We start from the raw sequence: 15,648 nt of genomic DNA on the forward strand, positions 1-15,648 counted from the left end.
ATCCATCGGAGACAAACATGTTGCTGAACCGCCGTACTTTGGTCGCTTTCTGTGCTCTCGCTGCTGTAGCGACCTCGTACGCACAAACTTATCCCAATCGTCCCATCCGAGTTGTCGTTCCCTTCCCTGCAGGGGGAGGGACAGACATCATTGCGCGGGAGGTCACGCAAAAGGTGACCGGCGCCACGGGCTGGGTCTTTGTGGTGGAGAACAAGCCCGGTGCCGCAGGCAACATGGGCGTGGACATGGTGGTCAAGGCCCCTGCTGATGGCTACACCCTGGTGCTGGGACAGTCCAGCAACCTGGCAATCAGCCCCGCCTTGTACGCCAAGATGCCTTATGACGCGGTCAAGGACCTCGTACCGATCGTGCAGGTTGCGAATGCGCCCTTTGTGCTGGTCACAGGAACCAGTGCACCGTACAAGACACTCGCCGATGTGGTGAAAGCGGCCAAGGCCAAACCCAGACACCTCAATTTTGCATCTCCCGGCAATGGCACGGTGGCGCATCTCACCGGCGAGCTGCTGCAGTCGGCCGCTGGTATCAAGATGCAGCACGTGCCCTACAAAGGCGCGGCTCAGGCATTGACCGATGTAGTCAGCGGAAATGTGGATCTGTACCTGGGATCCGTCCCCACGCTGATTGGCCAGATCCGGCAAGGCAAGATGCGTTCTTTGGCCGTGACGTCTGCAAAGCGGGTGGATGACCTGCCCGAAGTACCAAGCATCAACGAGTCGGGTTACAAAGGCTTTGATGCCGTGACATGGTTTGGATTGCTTGCGCCTGCCGGCACACCCAGGGAGGTGATCGCCAAGCTCAACAGCGAATTCAACAAGGCCCTGAGTCAGTCAGACCTGCGCAAGAAGCTCAGCGATCAAGGCGCCATCCCTGTCGGAGGCAGCCCCGAGCAGTTTTCCTCTCTGATCAAAGAAGACATCGTGCGCTGGGGCCAGGTGGTCAAGCAGTCCGGCGCGCGCATCGACTGACCGGCCGATTCGGTTTCCTCTTTCCTCTTTCCTCTTTCCTCTTTCCTCTTTCCTCTTTCCTTCTCACCCCTGAACCGGCCGGAATGCACCGGCCCCTGGAGATTCTTATGAGTCAAGCCGCTGCATTGCCTGATGTGGTTCGAAATATAGAGCGTGTGGATGCACAAGTGGTTGCACAGGCAGCCCAGTTTCCTTCGTCAATCTTGGCCGATGTGGCTGGCCGCCGCGGCGGGCTGCATGGACGGATTGCGCCGCTGGCTCCCTGTATGCGTTTTGCGGGGGCGGCCATCACCGTCGAGGTGCGCCCGGGCGACAACCTGATGATTCATGCAGCCATGGCAGTGGCGCAGCCAGGGGATGTCATTGTGGTGGATGGCAAGGGCGATCTCTCCAGCGCCCTGATGGGGGAGATCATGTCGCAGCAATGCATGGCCCTTGGCATTGCCGCCGTGGTGATTGACGGCGCAGTACGTGATAGCGAGGCCATCCGCGAACTGGGCTTTCCCATGTACGCCGCCGGCCTGAACCCGAATGGACCGACCAAGTTTGTGCCTGGTCGTCTGAATCATCCCATCTCCATCGGCGGCGTGACGGTGTACCCGGGTGACCTGGTGGTGGGTGATGCCGATGGCGTGACTGTCATTGAACGCAGCAAGGCAGCGGCGATGCTATCGCTGGCCGTCAGCAAGGTGGCTGCGGAAACCAAGCGCATTGCCGACATTCGCAACCGCATAGCGCTGGCACCAGCATGGCTGGATGCTGCGCTGCGCTCTGCCGGCGTGATCCGGGAAGGAGAAACACTGTGATTAAGCGGCCGGTCTTTTTGGTGACAGGCGCAGACCTTGCGCCTCAGGCCCTGGCGTTGCTGGCCGATTTCGACATGGTGTATGCGGGAAAGACGCCCACCGAAGATGATGTGGTGCGCCTGTGCAAACAGCATGACCCGGTGGGAATCATCGTGCGCTACAGCAGGGTGGGTGCACAGGCCATGGACGCGGCACCCAGCCTGAGGGTGATTTCCAAGCATGGCAGCGGGACGGACACCATAGACAAGCAGGCTGCAGCCCAGCGCGGCATTCAGGTCGTCGCTGCAGTGGGGGCCAATGCTGCGGCCGTGGCGGAGCAGGCGCTGGCGCTGATGCTGGCCTGCGCCAAGTCCGTGATTCAGCTTGATCAACGCATGCGTGCAGGTCATTGGGACAAGGCCACGCACAAGAATGTTGAGCTCGAAGGGCGTACTGTCGGCGTCGTGGGCTTGGGGGCCATAGGGCTGCGCTTTGCCAAAGTGGCAAATGCCATGGGTATGCGGGTGCTGGGCTTCGATCCTTATGCCCAGAACCTGCCGACCTTTGTGCAGCGGGCAGACTGGAGCAGCATTCTGAGTGAATCGGATGTCATTTCTCTGCATTGCCCGCTGACGAATGAGAATGCCCATCTGCTCAATGCCAGCAGCCTGGCTGCATGCAAATCGGGTGTTCTCATTGTGAACACAGCCAGAGGTGGCTTGATTGATGAGTCGGCCTTGCTGGAAGCAGTGAAGAACGGTCGGGTAGGGGCTGCAGGCCTGGACAGCTTCGCGATAGAACCCATGGCGCATCCGCATCTGTTTTGCGAAGAGCCGCGTATCGTGCTCAGTCCCCATATCGGCGGAATCACGGCCGATGCCTATGTCAAGATGGGCGTTGCAGCTGCACACAATGCGCTGCAGATCTTGAGGGCCTAGGTCAAGCAGGCAGCTTGCTATGGCCCTGATTGGAGGACAGTCTGGTCGCTGGCAAGCTGGTTACGGAAGAGGAGAGCACGCTGTGAACTGCCACCACAGCGCTTCCCGATGCGAGAGCAGAATCAGACTGCCCGGAAGTCCGCCAGATCTCATGGCCGCCATCGGGGCTCAAGGCATTGAGCTGGTGGCGCTGGAGGCACATGCGTGGTCAGGCCCTGCAGCGCCAGGCATGGCAACTGGCTCTCTACCAAAGAACGATCTGCGAGCAGCGGAACAGCGACAGCTTGCGCCCCTTGTCATCGAACACGGTAGCCGACCACACCTGTGTTGTCCGTCCCAGATGTTCTGCCACGGCCTCTACCTGCAGGATGCCTTGCTTTGCGGTACCGAGGAAGTTGGACTTCAACTCCAGTGTGGTGAATCCTTTGGCGCCCTCGGGCAGATGCACCAGGGTCGCATAGCCGGCGCAGGTGTCGGCCAGCATCACCTGCGTGGCGGCATGCAGGAATCCGTTGGGAGCCATCATCCATGGCGCAATGGTCATCTCCATGGTCATGCGGCCTTCGTCCATGGCCAGCGGTCGCGCGCCAAAGGTATCGGGCAGCGTTCCACGCTGGCGTTCAAACAGGCTGTCCAGGGTTTCAGTGGTGCGGAGCATCATGGCTTCCTTGAGTGGAGTTGGATTTCTGGTCTTGGCTGATCTGACTTCAAGGTCTCTCCAGCACCGTGGCAATACCTTGTCCGCCGCCTATGCATTGGGTGGCCAGGGCATACCGTCCTTGCTGCCGCGCAAGCAGGGCCGCTGCCTTGCCAGTGATGCGCGCCCCCGTTGCACCGAGCGGATGGCCGATGGCCAGCCCACCGCCATCCATATTCACGACGGACATGTTCAGGCCAAGGTCGCGGATGCAGGCCAGCGCCTGCGATGAAAAGGCTTCGTTGATCTCGACCACGTCCAGATCGGCCACCGTGAGACCTGCACGGACCAGCGCCTTGCGCGTGGCCGGGATCGGCCCTATGCCCATGATCGCGGGGTCCACCCCTACGGTCGCGAAGCTGCGGATGCGCGCCAATGCCTGAAGACCTTGGCGTTGCGCGAAATCATCGCTGGTGACCAGCACGGCCGCAGCGCCATCGGTCAACGGCGATGAGGTGCCCGCAGTGACTATGCCATCAGGTCGGAAGGCTGGCTTGAGCGCTTCCAGGGCTTCTAGCGTGGTGGCCGGGCGTATGCAGCCATCGCTGCCCACCAGCTCTCCGCCTGGCAAGGGGATGGGGATGATTTCGTCGGCCAGCCGCCCCTCATCGCGGGCCGCTGCGGCCTTCAGATGGGATTGCAGCGCCAGCAGCTCCTGGTCGGCTCGGTTCACGTTCCATCGTTGGGCTACGTTCTCCGCTGTTTCGCCCATGGATATGTAGGCATCGCTGCTTGCCTGCAACTCGGGGTTGGGCGAGAAGTTGAAGCCGCCCTGCGGCACCATCGTCATCGACTCCACGCCCACGCAGACAAAGGCATCGCCCATGCCGGCCTCTATCTGAGCGGCGGCTATGTGCACCGCTTGCATCGATGAGCCGCAAAAGCGATTCACAGTCATGCCGCCCACAGTCTCGGGCAGGCCAGCCAGCAGGCCGACGATGCGAGCCAGATTGTTGCCCTGGGCAGCCTCCGGGTAGGCGCAGCCCAGAATCACATCCTCCAATAGAGCGGGATCCAGGTCGATGCGCTGCAGCAGGCCCTGAACCACCTGGGCTGCCAGCGTGTCGGGCCGCACGTCGGCCAGGCGCCCCTTGCGGGCGAAGTGGAACGGCGAGCGCGCATAAGAGGCGATAACGGCTTTCATGGCAGGGGCTCCTTGTGCTAATCAGTGCGCAGCGGCATAGCGCTGGGCGACGGTATTGCTGGACAGCTGGCCTGTCATGGCGCGGCGCGCAGCCTCATAGGCATCCCATTTCTCGCCGGCATGCAGTGAAGGGATAGTGACCTTCTCGCCACGCGCAAAGCCCAGCAGAGCTGCATCGACTAGGTCTTGCGCGCTCATCACGATGCGCGCATCGAGGTTTTCCACCGGCAGCCCCCCAGCAGCCCAGAAGTCCGTTGCCGTGGCTCCGGGCAGCACGGCCTGTACCTGAACCCCTTTGTCAGCCAGCTCATGCTGAAGCGACTGACTGAAGGCAAGTACGAAAGCCTTGCTGGCGCCGTAAACGCCATTCAGGGTTTCGGGGGAGATGGCGACGATGGACGCGATGTTGATGATCGCTCCGTGGCCGCGAGTCACGAAGCCAGGAGCTGCTGCATAGGCCAGCCGCATAGGTGCTGTGACGTTCAGATCGATCATGCGGCTCATCTGTTCAACGTCGCTGTGCAGCAATGGCGTATGTGTGCCCATGCCGGCGTTGTTGACCAGCAGGGTGATGCTGGCGTCCGTGCGCAGTTGCTGCTCCACGCGCTCCAGCTCGGCGCGGTCGTTCAGGTCCGCAGGCATGACTGCGACCGAGCGGCCGGTGCGCGTGCTGATGCTGCTAGCCAGCGCATTCAGTCGTTCGCGGTTGCGCGCGACCAGGATCAGGTCATAGCCGCGTTGCGCAAGCTTTTCTGCATATAACGCACCGATGCCGGACGATGCCCCGGTGACGAGTGCGGTACCCAGGTGGGTTTGTGCCATGTTGAAGCTCCTTAGGGTTGATGGCTGTTGTCCATGGCTTGAATGGTGCGATATGCGGCGTTTGTCGTAAATGACGTATATAGTCATAAAAAAGGACATGGAAGGAACTCCTGATGCACCGTATTGCCTACCTGCTGCCCGAGGGGTTTCAAGTCATGGCGCTGGCCACCCAGGCCGTGTTCGAACTTGCCAACCTGATGATGGAGCAGCCCTTCTATGCGGTGGAGACCTATGCTGCGGGCGGGGTGGCCCATGCTTCGACAGGGCTTGTGTTGCAGGCAAAGCCACTTTCGGCACACTGTAGGGCGGATACTTGGCTGGTTGCAGGCAAGCTCGCATCGCAGGACGTCGCCGCGGATCCCGAGCTGATCCGATTGCTGAGCAAGGTGACGGCATCCGCGCGGCGTGTGGCGGGCCTGTGCACGGGCGCCTTCCTGCTGGCCGAAGCCGGTCTGCTCGACGGGCGCCGCGCCACCACGCACTGGTATTGGGCCGAGGTCTTGCAGCGGCGCTGCCCACGGGCTCAGATTGAAGCCGATCGCATCTACATCGCCGACGGACCGATCTGGACCTCTGCAGGCATGACGGCAGAGATTGACCTGGCGCTGGCGTTGGTGGAGCAGGACCTGGGTGCCAAGGTCGGACGATCGGTGGCGCATCGCCTGGTCATGCACCAGCGCCGCTCGGGCGGGCAGTCACAGCACTCGGAGATGCTCAGGCTGACACCCAGGTCGGACCGTATTCAGCAGGCGTTGGAGCATGCCCGGCGCAATCTTTCCCGGTCACTGAGCGTGGAGGCGCTGGCCGAGGCCGCCAATTTGAGTCCGCGCCAGTTCAGCCGGGTGTTTACGGCCGAGACCGGCCAATCCCCCGCCAAGGCGGTTGAGGGCCTGAGGCTCGAGGCCGCAAGACTGATGCTTGAAGGCAGCCGACACCCGCTGGAGGTGGTTGCGCAGGAGACGGGCTTTCGTGACCGCCGTCATATGCGAGAGGCTTTTCTGCGTGGCTTCGGCATGCCGCCGCAGGCCATACGGCGTGGGGCCAGGGCGCAGCCGTAAGACGCCTGCACACCTGGAACGAAACGACTCGGCCATGGTGGCGGGTGTTAGGGCTAGACCTGCCGCTGCCATCTCACTGGCTGCCGACGCGTCTGTGGCAAATAGGTCTGCCACTGTCTTAGGCGGCAAGGCGCATGGGCAGAGACGACCACCATGGTCAGTGACAGCTCTTGCGTCGAGCGTTCGGAGCACTGCGACCCACGAAGCCACAATCTGCAACTGCCGAAAATGGCGCCCGCTGCACTTGCCCGTGTGACGGGCCAGCCTGATTTGAAGGTGGACAGCCGACTATGCGGGATTGTGTTGAAGAAATTGCGCCAGCATGGCCTGGGTTTCCGTGGGAGCTTCCATGGGCAGCATATGGCCGGCATTGATGGTCTTGAGCTCCGATCCTCGGATGCCCTGGTGCAACTCCATGGACTCATCCAGGCCGCGCAAGCGATCTTGCTCGCCCGCAAGGATCAGGGTTGGACACCGGATCTCGCTCAGCCTGTCCGTGTCGCCTTCGCGGCGCAGCAGCGCCTGGCGGCGAAAAGTGTCTCCACCAAGGCGCACGCTCATTGCATGGATGCGATCCACCAGTTGTTCATCCTGCTCCCGTTGTGGCGCCAACGATTGACGAATGGCTCTCCGGTTCACGCCGGCAAAGGTCTTGGGTGCAGCCATGGCTGCATCGACCTTGCGTCGCGCTTGCAGCTCCGTGTCGCCGCGCGACGAGGTGGCGATAAGCACGAGTTGCCTGACCCGGTCCGGGGCAAGCCTTGCGATTTCACGCGCCACATAGCCTCCCATTGAGAACCCGATCACGTCGAATGGACCGGCGGGGATCATGCCTATGGTGTGCTGTGCCATCTCCTCAATCGAGTCAGCTGAAGCGAGATCCGCATGGACAAGAGGGGCTCGTGTTTGCAGGAATGGCCCGATGTCAGACCATAAGTCTTGATCGAGCATGAAGCCTGGAATGAGGACGGTGGTCAATGAAGTTCCTTGAGGATGTCAGGCATGGTCCGGCTCGTGGAGCCGTCCGATGCCGTAGTGCCTGCGCGGGCGAGCCTGAGAACCATGCTCAGGTCCCATGCAAGACATGCAGCAGCATCAGCAGCAGCGGCATGGTCACCAGGGCCAGCAAGGTGGACAGCGCAATGCCGGCGACTACTTCATCCTGGGCGACACGGTAGCGCTGAGTGAAGAGCAAGGCATTGGCGCCCACAGGCAAGGCCGAGCAGATCAGCATCACACCCATGGCCGGACCGCGCAGCTGCAGCAGCCAGGCACAGGCGAGAAACACCAGGGGATGCACCAGCGATTTGACCAGCGTGATGCGCATTGCGGGGCGCCAGTGGGCACCGATCTTGGTGAAGGCCAGGGTGATGCCGACGAGCAGCAGTGCCATGGGGCCCATGGCAGAGCCCAGCATCTTGAGCGAGGTATCGAGCACCTCGGGTAGGGGCCAGCCTGTCAGCGACCACAGCAGACCGGCCAGAATCGGCAGCGGCACAGGGTGGATGATGCTGTTGCGTACCGCCTGCCAGACCGTGCTCCCCAGGGATCGCCTGCCGTGGGTGTCGTCTGTATGTTGCTCACGAGAGGAGGCCAGTTCGAACACCATGGTCGCGGCCGTCAGTAGTACCAGAGCGTGCACCGAGATCAGGGTGAACAATGTCACCAGTCCTTGCTCGCCAAAAGCCAGGCCCACCAGTGGCACGCCGATCATGGCAGCATTGCTGAACATGCTGGCTAAGCCACGCGCCGCAGCCAATGTGTTGAAGCCATAGACCAGCATTGTTGCCACGAACACGATGATGGCCGAAAGAAAGTACACACCGATCGGACGATAGTCCAGTTCGCCGACATGCACCTGCGCCATGGTGCGAAACAGCAGTGCCGGCAGCAGCAGCAGAAACACCAGATTGGACATATCCTTGACTGCTGTCTGCCGCACCAGTCCTGCACGTGCTACGCCAAACCCCGTACCGATCAATGCAATCACCGGTAGCAGTGCCGCTATCGCGGAACCATTCATTCAACTCTCCAACTAAACTGAGCCGCTGCCTGCACCTGCTCTCAGTGTGAGCACGTGCATTCCTCGGGCGCAGAGCTTAACTCTTCTTCTTACCAGTTCCGGGATCCTGCTTGCTTTGTTTGCCAAGCCCTGCTGTCAGGCCATGTCCTCGGCGTCAAGCTTGGTACAGATGGTGCATGCGCAAACGCTTTGGGTGTCGGGCTCGGGAGGCTTCTGGGTTTCGATGTTACGACTCGTTGAACCCATGCTCGAGTGGGCCCCTGAAACGCAGGAGTTATGTTCTACCTTCGGTAACAAAACCCTTGAGACTTGGCTTCGCAAGCTATGGTCATCGTCGAAAATAGACAGCGTTGGGCCGATCCCGGTATTCGGAAGCTGATGGCGGCTGGGATGCCTGGTCGGCATTGCCGTCATCAAGCCATCATTGAGAGAGAAGCACGGACACAAGCCATGCTGCGCAGTAAATTGGGAACACTGTTATTGGTCAGTGCTGCACTGTCGTGCGCGGCGGGATTTGCTTTGGATGCACGGGGCAGTATTGCCTATCTCGAACTTTGGCTGGCTTTGGCAGTCTTGTTGCTCCTCGGTGGCGCGGTTCTCATCGTCCTGGGGCAAAACGACTAGCCGGAGGCAGCTTATTGTCCGCTCCAGCCATGTCCGGCGCATGACGCACACCGGGATATCGGTTATGGTGAGCTGCGTAAAACTCCAAGGAAGCTCCGATGCCGAAACCAAACTATCCCTTCGAAAAACGGCAACGCGAGTTGGAGAAGAAGAAAAAAAAGGAGGAGAAGGCTCAGCGCAAGGCGGCCGCCTCCGAATCAACTCCAGCCAATGTGGTGCCCGAGGTGTTGCAGGACAACAAGTAAGTCAGGGACGGATTGTACGCCGCCGTGATTGCGGGGGCGCTGCACCCGACCGACAGTTGTCGATACTCGTATGCCTTGCATGCGACGAACTTCGCACAAGGAGTTCACCCGCCGCCCGCCTCTCATGTGCAATGCATGGGGAAACAGAGCTCAGGCGCCTGCACGAGCACCCAGCTTGCATGCGCGTTTGATCCAGCCCGCTCGCGCTGCATCGCTGGAGTTGATCACCGGGCCAAAACTGTGCACACGCACAGGCCTGATCCCGCTGAACTCCAGGATGGTCTGCTTCATTTGCCGGTGACCGGGTTGGCGCTGTACCCATCTGTAGTACCACGGCGGGGAGTCCATGGTCACCATCAGTTCGGCGGTGCGGCCTGTCAGTAGGCGATCCCACAACACGGAATTGGCTCGGTACTTGAAGGCGAAGCCTGGAAGGAAGATACGATCCAGAAAGCCCTTGAGTAGCGCCGGTAGTCCGCCCCACCAGATGGGATAGACCCATACCAGATGCTGAGCCCAGGCAATGTCGATCTGTGCATCCCGCAGGTCGGGTTCCAGCGGCTGGACATGCGCATATCCATGACGAAGGATGGGATCGAAATACATTTCCCCAAGTGACAGCAGTCGTACTTCGGCTCCGGACTGGCGCGCGGCGTCGGCATAGGTGTGAGCCAGGCTTGCACACAGGCTGTGGGAAGAGGGCTGGCCGAGGATGATGAGGATGCGACGGGACATGGCGATGGAGGCTCGCGGAGTTTGGAGGCCGCCAGCATCACCTTGCCCCGTGGGACAAAGTCAAGCGCTGGATCGGATCGGGAGCCTGTCTGGCGTCACGCACCCAATTGAGTCCTCACAACTGGCCAACTCCACGCTCAGCGCCGCAAGAGCGGTGTCTGCAGCCTGCAACTGCGCCAGCTCGTCGGCAATGGCACGTCGCCGGGACTGGATCAGTTCCAGGACGGCTGCGGCGCCCGCGGCGGTGTCGATGGCGCGTAGCGGCTGAAGCGCAGCCAGGCGAAATCCCAGTGCCAGCGCCTGGCGAATCCATTGCACGCGCTGCACATCCTCAGGGCCATAGCTGCGGTAGCTGCCTCTGCGCGCCACGGTGCCGAGCAAACCGTGGGCCTCGTAGAGGCGGAGCGCCTTGGGTGTGCAGCCTGTGAGTGCCGCGAGCTCACCGATGCGCATAACTGACCTTCGGGTGCTTCCAGGAATGGCGGGCGCTTGCGCAGACGGCTGAGGGCTGAAGTTGCATGCGTGTCTGAAGTCGCTTGGGCATGTTGCGGGTGCAGGTGTGTCAGCCGGGATTTGCCGGAGCATCGATTTCCGGGGGGGGGCCTAAAGCCTTGGGTGCAGCCAGCGCAGATCAAGGTCTGCTGTCGGAATGGCCTCAGGCTATGGGCAAGAAAAAGGCCCGCAATGCGGGCCAATCATCAATCCAGATTTGCAAGTTGTTGATGCCTAGCGTGGCGTTGTTTGATTTTTGGGCCACGTTCATGGCTGTAAACCAACTACATCAACAGCTTGTCGGTAAAGGTGTCTGCAAATGCCACCGGCTCGTCATCCTGAACCGGGGGTTCAGGTGGGCAAGAGCAACCTATCGTTGGGTTCATCTGACGCGAGACGATCACGCTCAATAGGTGATTTATCAAGCCCATGCTCGTTGAGCATTGGTTCAAGGAAATATAAAAACCGGCAGATTTGCAGACGGTTTGATTCTAGCGGGTATTGGCTGTCGTGCGCAGCTCATGACTGCTTTGTTGCCGAGGTTAACTGATCAAAGCAGCCTGGCGTCAGCATCCAGAGCCTGATCGAGCCTGAGCACCAGTTGCTCTGCCAGCTCCTGCTGACGCTGCAATTCGGCCTGGGCGGCGGCACTGACTTCGGAGGCCGCGCTCTGCTCCTGAGCGAGTGCCTGCATTTCAGCCTGGGCGTTGGCCATGTGGGCTTGCTGGGCATCGCGGTCGAGCACATCGAACGCCATATTGAGGGCTGCCAGCACTGCCACGCGCTCGCGCGAGCGGACCTTGCCGCTGTCGCGGATGCGGGTCATCGCTTCGTCCACGCGGCGAACGGCTTCCTGTACACGTTCTTCTTGACCATCGGGGCAGGTCAGCACATAGCTTTGCTGCATGATTTGCACATCGATCTGCTTCATGGGCGTCAGTGGCGGGTCTGGTGATGGAGGGTGACGGCTGTCACTCTCCCTGGTTGGCGGGCAGGCGTTCGATCAATGCATCGACGCGCGCACGAGCGGCCTGCAGGCGCAGACGCAGCAAATCGCGCTCTTGCGTCAGAGCGATGACCTGATCGGTGAGCAGGGTGTTGGTGCGCTGCAGTTCCTCGTGGCGCACCAGCAGACGCTCTACGCGCTCGGCAATGAGATCAAGAGAGGGCTGGGTGGTCATAGACTCTGCCATTGTAGGTCTTGCAGTCCGTGGGTGAGTATAAATGTGCAGGCAAATTCGCAGTTTGCGCCAGAGCACGGCCTGCTTGACTGCCGCAGTCGGGAAACTGCAATATTTCTCTCAAAATCGTAGCGTGCTGCGCAAGTTCTGTGTGCCTCAAACGCGTGTTTAAGGTAAAAAATCGTCACCTGAACCGCGCAAGGCTACTTCGAATGAAGGATTTGCGCCGCGTAGCGCTCATTACAATGGACGCCTGTTGGTGCTCGAGGCTGCTTTTCTGTGGTCTCAGTTCAACGGGAAGCAGGGAGGGGCTGGCCAGATGCACTGGCTCTCCGAACCTGCGCTGCCCCCGCAACGGTCGGCGAATGGAATGCTGCGGCATTCCGCCTTTTCCCCCATGGCCACTGGCGCTGCGCGCTGGGAAGGCCGGCAAGAGGATGATTCGCCTAGCCCGGATACCGGCCAACATGGGTTGCCTGCATTGTGTGCAGGTATGTTTGCTCAATGTCGGCGGGTAGGCTGGCATGGGCGTATTCAAGTGTGCTTTCCATGAGTCCGCAATCTTCGTCCCTGCGCCTGGCGCAGGTGGCTTCGCGCGCACGCGCCTCCTCCTCTTTTGTTCTCCGTCCCACCTTGCTGGCATCTGCGTTGGCCATGGCGTTTGCCGCACAGGCTCAGTCAGCTGCGCAGGCCGATGCGGTGCAGATGAAAGAAACCGTGGTTACCGCCAATCGCATCGAACAGCCTTTGTCGGATCTGGTGGCCGATATGTCGGTGGTGGGTCGTGAAACGATTGAAACTGCGGGTGCCGTGGGTGTGGCCGATGTGCTCTCGCGTCTACCGGGTGTGCAGATGGTGCGCAACGGTGGTGCTGGCTCGACCACCAGCGTTTATCTGCGCGGTGCTGACACGCGTTTCACCGCTGTCTATGTCGATGGAGTGCGCGTGGACTCCCAGTCCACGGGCGGTGCATCCTGGCAGGATATTCCGCTGGAAGCGATCGACCGCATTGAAGTGTTGCGCGGCCCGGCGGCGGCTGTCTACGGCTCAGACGCCGTGGGCGGCGTGGTGCAGATCTTCACCAAGAAGGGCGAGGGCCAAGCCAAGCCCTATGTGGGTCTGGGTTGGGGTAGTCGTGGCACGGTGAAGGCTCAGGCAGGCATCAGCGGCGGCGTTGCGGGCTGGGATTACAGCCTGGGTGTTTCGCATGCCAGCAGCAACGGCTTCAATGCCAAGACCTCTGCGGGCTTCAATCCCGATGCGGATGGCTATCGCAGCAACGCCTTCAACGGCCGTGTGGGCTACCAGATCAGCAGCAATCAACGTGTTGAGGCCACAGCTCTGACCAGCTATATGAACGCAGGCTATGACGCCACTGTCTCCAAGACCAGCCCTATGGCCGACGACCGCAGCATCTACAAGATGAATGCGGTAGGCCTGAACTGGCTGGCCAAGTGGAGCGATATCTACAGCACGCGCCTTCAGTACACGCAGTCACGCGATTTCTACCAGACCAAGCCCAGTGTCTATGAAACCGACACGCGTCTGCACAGCTATCTGTTCCAGAATGAGTGGCGGCTGGGAGCGCAGACCGTGACGGCCGCGCTGGAGCGCCGCGAGGACAAGCTGGTCAACAACGGCCTGGATATCGGCAGCCGCAATCGCTCCCAGAACGCGCTGGCACTGGGCTACGGATTGCACGCGGGAAAGCACACGCTGCAGCTCAACGCCCGTCATGACCGCGACAGCGAGTTCGGCGGCCACACCACGGGCAGCGCTGCGTATGCATATGAGTTCATGCCCAACTGGCGCGCAACCGCATCGGCCGGCACTGCCTTTCGCGCACCTACGCTCTATCAGCGCTTCAGCCAATACGGCGATGCCAGCCTGTCGCCTGAAAAAGGCCGCAATGTGGAACTGGGCCTGAAATGGGGCCAGGGCAGCGACAGCTTCTCGGCCACGCTTTATCGCAACAATGTATCCAATCTCATCAACTATGTGGGTGGGACGGGCACCTGTGCGGGCAATACCGGCCTTTACGGCGGCTGCTATGCCAACGTGGCCAAGGCCCGTTACGAAGGCATCACCCTGGCCGCCACCACCCGCTTGGGTATGGTGAATCTGCAAGGTTCGGTGGACTTCCAGGATCCGCGAGATACCGATAAGGATCTGCAACTGGCTCGCCGCTCCAAGCGTTACGCCAATCTGTCTGCTGACACCACACTGGCTGGCTGGAGGCTGGGCGTCGAAATGCAGGCCGCCGGAAAGCGCTTTGACGATGCTGCCAACAAGACAGTGCTGGGCGGCTACACGCTCTGGAATCTGAGTGCACAAAAGCAGCTGACACGTGAATGGAGCCTGGTGGCACGCATCAACAATCTGGCTGACAAGCGCTATGAACTGGCCCGTACCTATGCCACCGAAGGCCGCAGCGGCTATATCGGTGTGAAGTGGGAAGCTAACTGAACAGGGTCGCCATGACATCCATCGCAATGCCGGAAAAAACCAACCGCTGCCCCGCGCTGTTGATCAGTGCTCCGGCCTCTGGCCAGGGCAAGACCACCGTGACGGCGGCCTTGGCACGGCTGCATGCGCGTCAGGGACGCAAGGTGCGCGTATTCAAGTGCGGGCCGGATTTTCTGGACCCCTACTGGCATGAGCTGGCCAGTGGTTCGCCCGTGCATTCGGTGGATTTGTGGATGACGGGCGAGGCGGATGTGCGCCAACGCCTGCATGAGGCGGCCCAGGAGGCTGACCTGATTCTTGTCGAAGGCGTGATGGGCCTGTTCGACGGCAACTTCAGCGCGGGCGATCTGGCGCAGTTGCTGGGGCTGCCCGTGCTGGCCGTGGTCGATGCCTCGGCCATGGCGGGCACTTTCGGGGCGCTGGCCTACGGCTTGCAGCATTACCAGGCCGGCCTGCGCTGGGCCGGCATGCTGGCCAACCGGGTGGCCACGGCGCATCATGCGGATCTGCTCTGGCAAGGCCTGCGCGACCAGTCACTGTGGCTCGGGGCCATGCCCGGAGTGCAACTGGGCGATGTGGCGGTCAAGGCCAGGTCTGCGGCGCTGCTGCCGGAGCGACACCTGGGCCTGATCGCGGCCCACGAGCTCGGCGATGCCCTGCAGCGTCTGGATGCCGCAGCCGATGCCCTTGCCCAGACGCCGCTGGGGCAGAGGGCCTGGAGCTCGGACGACGACCAACCCAGCTGGCAGGACTGGTGCGTCGACTTTGCTGCGCCGGACATGTCAGCCGATCAAGCTCGGGTGGAACCCTGGCTGAGCGGCCGTCGCATTGCCATTGCGCGCGATGCGGCGTTTTCCTTCATCTATCCCGCCAATCTGGACTGTTTGCGCGCCATGGGGGCCGAGCTGTGCTTTTTCTCGCCGCTGGCTGGGGATGCGTTGCCGCACTGCGATGCGATCTGGCTGCCCGGCGGCTACCCAGAGCTGCATGCCCGGGCCTTGCATGAGAACCGGCAGTTACGCGACGGTATTGCCCAGCATATGGCACAGGGCAAGCCGGTCTGGGCCGAGTGCGGCGGCATGCTGGCGCTGTGCGATGGCGTGACCGCCCTGGACGGTAGCACCCAGCCCATGTGGGGGCTGCTGCCCGGTCAGGTTGTAATGCAGAGTCGGCTTGGCGGTCTGGGCATGCAACAGCTGGCACTCGATGCGGGCCTGCTGCGCGGCCATACCTTTCACTACACAAGGCTGGAGACGGCCATGCCGGTGCTCACGCGCAGCAGTCGCCCCGGCGCGGCCGTACAGGCCGATCGTGGCGAGGCGCTTTATCAGTATGGCAGTGTGCAGGCCAGTTACTTTCATGCCTGGTTTCCGTCCTGCCCGTCGGCGGTGGCGGCGCTTTTTGGCGCAACAATCGAAGGCTGAGCCTTTTGTCCATCACCACCATGAGCCC

Annotated in this window: 17 protein-coding genes and 1 riboswitch; of the genes, 8 read left to right on the plus strand and 9 right to left on the minus strand. The window is 61.3% G+C overall.

All coding sequences use genetic code 11. From position 1 onward, the window contains the following. Positions 1-17: 17 nt before the first annotated feature. The 3 genes from ACLBXN_RS05980 to ACLBXN_RS05990 all read left to right on the plus strand — a co-directional run bounded on the left by ACLBXN_RS05980 (position 18) and on the right by ACLBXN_RS05990 (position 2,709). The gene (locus ACLBXN_RS05980; RefSeq protein ID WP_407715891.1) at positions 18-986 is read left to right on the plus strand and encodes a Bug family tripartite tricarboxylate transporter substrate binding protein; all 969 of its coding nucleotides are present in this window, start codon (positions 18-20) and stop codon (positions 984-986) included. A 107-nt stretch (positions 987-1,093) separates the two neighbouring features. Continuing rightward, entirely contained in the window at positions 1,094-1,792 is a 699-nt protein-coding gene (locus ACLBXN_RS05985; RefSeq protein ID WP_447611471.1) for an RraA family protein, read from the plus strand. Beyond that, positions 1,735-2,709 (plus strand): NAD(P)-dependent oxidoreductase, encoded by a 975-nt coding sequence (locus ACLBXN_RS05990; RefSeq protein WP_447611472.1) that lies wholly within the window; start codon positions 1,735-1,737, stop codon positions 2,707-2,709. The genes ACLBXN_RS05985 and ACLBXN_RS05990 overlap by 58 nt, the downstream gene beginning before the upstream one ends. A gap of 244 nt (positions 2,710-2,953) precedes the next feature. On the opposite strand, the gene ACLBXN_RS05995 is transcribed toward ACLBXN_RS05990, so the two are convergent. Genes ACLBXN_RS05995 through ACLBXN_RS06005 form a run of 3 tightly spaced genes read right to left on the minus strand, consistent with a single transcriptional unit; the run spans position 2,954 to position 5,372 of the window. Further along, a complete protein-coding gene (locus ACLBXN_RS05995) occupies positions 2,954-3,370 on the minus strand; it encodes a PaaI family thioesterase (RefSeq protein WP_447611473.1) in 417 nt (138 codons plus the stop codon). Between the two features lie 46 nt (positions 3,371-3,416). Continuing rightward, a complete protein-coding gene (locus ACLBXN_RS06000; RefSeq protein WP_447611474.1) occupies positions 3,417-4,550 on the minus strand; it encodes a thiolase family protein in 1,134 nt (377 codons plus the stop codon). A 21-nt stretch (positions 4,551-4,571) separates the two neighbouring features. Then, the gene (locus ACLBXN_RS06005; RefSeq protein WP_447611475.1) at positions 4,572-5,372 is read right to left on the minus strand and encodes an SDR family NAD(P)-dependent oxidoreductase; all 801 of its coding nucleotides are present in this window, start codon (positions 5,370-5,372) and stop codon (positions 4,572-4,574) included. A 113-nt stretch (positions 5,373-5,485) separates the two neighbouring features. Between ACLBXN_RS06005 and ACLBXN_RS06010 the strand changes: the two genes are divergently transcribed. Further along, on the plus strand, positions 5,486-6,430 hold the full coding sequence (locus ACLBXN_RS06010; RefSeq protein WP_447611476.1) for a GlxA family transcriptional regulator: 945 nt from the start codon (positions 5,486-5,488) through the stop codon (positions 6,428-6,430). A gap of 288 nt (positions 6,431-6,718) precedes the next feature. Here ACLBXN_RS06010 and ACLBXN_RS06015 read toward each other — a convergent pair whose 3' ends face one another. Continuing rightward, positions 6,719-7,408 carry an alpha/beta fold hydrolase gene (locus ACLBXN_RS06015; RefSeq protein ID WP_447611477.1) on the minus strand — a complete coding sequence of 230 codons (690 nt, stop codon included), beginning with the start codon at positions 7,406-7,408 and terminating at the stop codon, positions 6,719-6,721. An 88-nt stretch (positions 7,409-7,496) separates the two neighbouring features. Then, positions 7,497-8,453, minus strand: a complete 957-nt coding sequence (locus ACLBXN_RS06020; protein WP_447611478.1) for an AEC family transporter — start codon at positions 8,451-8,453, stop codon at positions 7,497-7,499. Between the two features lie 324 nt (positions 8,454-8,777). Between ACLBXN_RS06020 and ACLBXN_RS06025 the strand changes: the two genes are divergently transcribed. Together ACLBXN_RS06025 and ACLBXN_RS06030 are read left to right on the plus strand one after the other, a co-directional pair. Then, complete coding sequence (locus ACLBXN_RS06025) at positions 8,778-9,077, plus strand: hypothetical protein (RefSeq protein ID WP_447611479.1); 300 nt, start codon at positions 8,778-8,780, stop codon at positions 9,075-9,077. A 98-nt stretch (positions 9,078-9,175) separates the two neighbouring features. Beyond that, entirely contained in the window at positions 9,176-9,322 is a 147-nt protein-coding gene (locus tag ACLBXN_RS06030; protein ID WP_447611480.1) for a hypothetical protein, read from the plus strand. Between the two features lie 150 nt (positions 9,323-9,472). Here the strand turns inward: ACLBXN_RS06030 and ACLBXN_RS06035 are convergent, their stop codons facing one another. From ACLBXN_RS06035 to ACLBXN_RS06050, 4 genes are all read right to left on the minus strand, one after another. Beyond that, positions 9,473-10,057 carry an NAD(P)H-dependent oxidoreductase gene (locus ACLBXN_RS06035; RefSeq protein WP_447611481.1) on the minus strand — a complete coding sequence of 195 codons (585 nt, stop codon included), beginning with the start codon at positions 10,055-10,057 and terminating at the stop codon, positions 9,473-9,475. A 60-nt stretch (positions 10,058-10,117) separates the two neighbouring features. After that, positions 10,118-10,510 (minus strand): MerR family transcriptional regulator, encoded by a 393-nt coding sequence (locus ACLBXN_RS06040; RefSeq protein ID WP_447611482.1) that lies wholly within the window; start codon positions 10,508-10,510, stop codon positions 10,118-10,120. A 589-nt stretch (positions 10,511-11,099) separates the two neighbouring features. After that, the gene (locus tag ACLBXN_RS06045; protein ID WP_043004125.1) at positions 11,100-11,480 is read right to left on the minus strand and encodes a cell division protein ZapA; all 381 of its coding nucleotides are present in this window, start codon (positions 11,478-11,480) and stop codon (positions 11,100-11,102) included. 40 nt (positions 11,481-11,520) lie between these two features. Next, positions 11,521-11,730, minus strand: a complete 210-nt coding sequence (locus ACLBXN_RS06050) for a hypothetical protein (RefSeq protein ID WP_003063053.1) — start codon at positions 11,728-11,730, stop codon at positions 11,521-11,523. Positions 11,731-11,970: 240 nt separating this feature from the next. Continuing rightward, positions 11,971-12,211, plus strand: a riboswitch (cobalamin riboswitch). Positions 12,212-12,279: 68 nt separating this feature from the next. Here ACLBXN_RS06050 and ACLBXN_RS06055 point away from each other — a divergent pair. Then, a complete protein-coding gene (locus tag ACLBXN_RS06055; RefSeq protein ID WP_447611483.1) occupies positions 12,280-14,196 on the plus strand; it encodes a TonB-dependent receptor domain-containing protein in 1,917 nt (638 codons plus the stop codon). Between the two features lie 11 nt (positions 14,197-14,207). Next, on the plus strand, positions 14,208-15,620 hold the full coding sequence (locus ACLBXN_RS06060) for a cobyrinate a,c-diamide synthase (RefSeq protein ID WP_447611484.1): 1,413 nt from the start codon (positions 14,208-14,210) through the stop codon (positions 15,618-15,620). The last annotated feature ends 28 nt before the right edge of the window (positions 15,621-15,648 follow it).

It is taken from the genome of Comamonas sp. C24C (genome assembly GCF_053345995.1).

What these genes read in the sequence shown, in the direction of transcription:
- ACLBXN_RS06005 (WP_447611475.1), bottom strand. Translation starts at nt 5,372, where the DNA reads ATGGCACAAACCCACCTGGGTACCGCACTCGTCACCGGGGCATCGTCC.
- ACLBXN_RS06055 (WP_447611483.1), top strand. Translation starts at nt 12,280, where the DNA reads ATGAGTCCGCAATCTTCGTCCCTGCGCCTGGCGCAGGTGGCTTCGCGC.
- ACLBXN_RS06030 (WP_447611480.1), top strand. Translation starts at nt 9,176, where the DNA reads ATGCCGAAACCAAACTATCCCTTCGAAAAACGGCAACGCGAGTTGGAG.
- ACLBXN_RS05990 (WP_447611472.1), top strand. Translation starts at nt 1,735, where the DNA reads ATGGCTGGATGCTGCGCTGCGCTCTGCCGGCGTGATCCGGGAAGGAGA.
- ACLBXN_RS06040 (WP_447611482.1), bottom strand. Translation starts at nt 10,510, where the DNA reads ATGCGCATCGGTGAGCTCGCGGCACTCACAGGCTGCACACCCAAGGCG.
- ACLBXN_RS05995 (WP_447611473.1), bottom strand. Translation starts at nt 3,370, where the DNA reads ATGATGCTCCGCACCACTGAAACCCTGGACAGCCTGTTTGAACGCCAG.
- ACLBXN_RS06050 (WP_003063053.1), bottom strand. Translation starts at nt 11,730, where the DNA reads ATGACCACCCAGCCCTCTCTTGATCTCATTGCCGAGCGCGTAGAGCGT.
- ACLBXN_RS05985 (WP_447611471.1), top strand. Translation starts at nt 1,094, where the DNA reads ATGAGTCAAGCCGCTGCATTGCCTGATGTGGTTCGAAATATAGAGCGT.
- ACLBXN_RS06000 (WP_447611474.1), bottom strand. Translation starts at nt 4,550, where the DNA reads ATGAAAGCCGTTATCGCCTCTTATGCGCGCTCGCCGTTCCACTTCGCC.
- ACLBXN_RS05980 (WP_407715891.1), top strand. Translation starts at nt 18, where the DNA reads ATGTTGCTGAACCGCCGTACTTTGGTCGCTTTCTGTGCTCTCGCTGCT.
- ACLBXN_RS06010 (WP_447611476.1), top strand. Translation starts at nt 5,486, where the DNA reads ATGCACCGTATTGCCTACCTGCTGCCCGAGGGGTTTCAAGTCATGGCG.
- ACLBXN_RS06020 (WP_447611478.1), bottom strand. Translation starts at nt 8,453, where the DNA reads ATGAATGGTTCCGCGATAGCGGCACTGCTACCGGTGATTGCATTGATC.
- ACLBXN_RS06025 (WP_447611479.1), top strand. Translation starts at nt 8,778, where the DNA reads ATGGTCATCGTCGAAAATAGACAGCGTTGGGCCGATCCCGGTATTCGG.
- ACLBXN_RS06045 (WP_043004125.1), bottom strand. Translation starts at nt 11,480, where the DNA reads ATGAAGCAGATCGATGTGCAAATCATGCAGCAAAGCTATGTGCTGACC.
- ACLBXN_RS06060 (WP_447611484.1), top strand. Translation starts at nt 14,208, where the DNA reads ATGACATCCATCGCAATGCCGGAAAAAACCAACCGCTGCCCCGCGCTG.
- ACLBXN_RS06035 (WP_447611481.1), bottom strand. Translation starts at nt 10,057, where the DNA reads ATGTCCCGTCGCATCCTCATCATCCTCGGCCAGCCCTCTTCCCACAGC.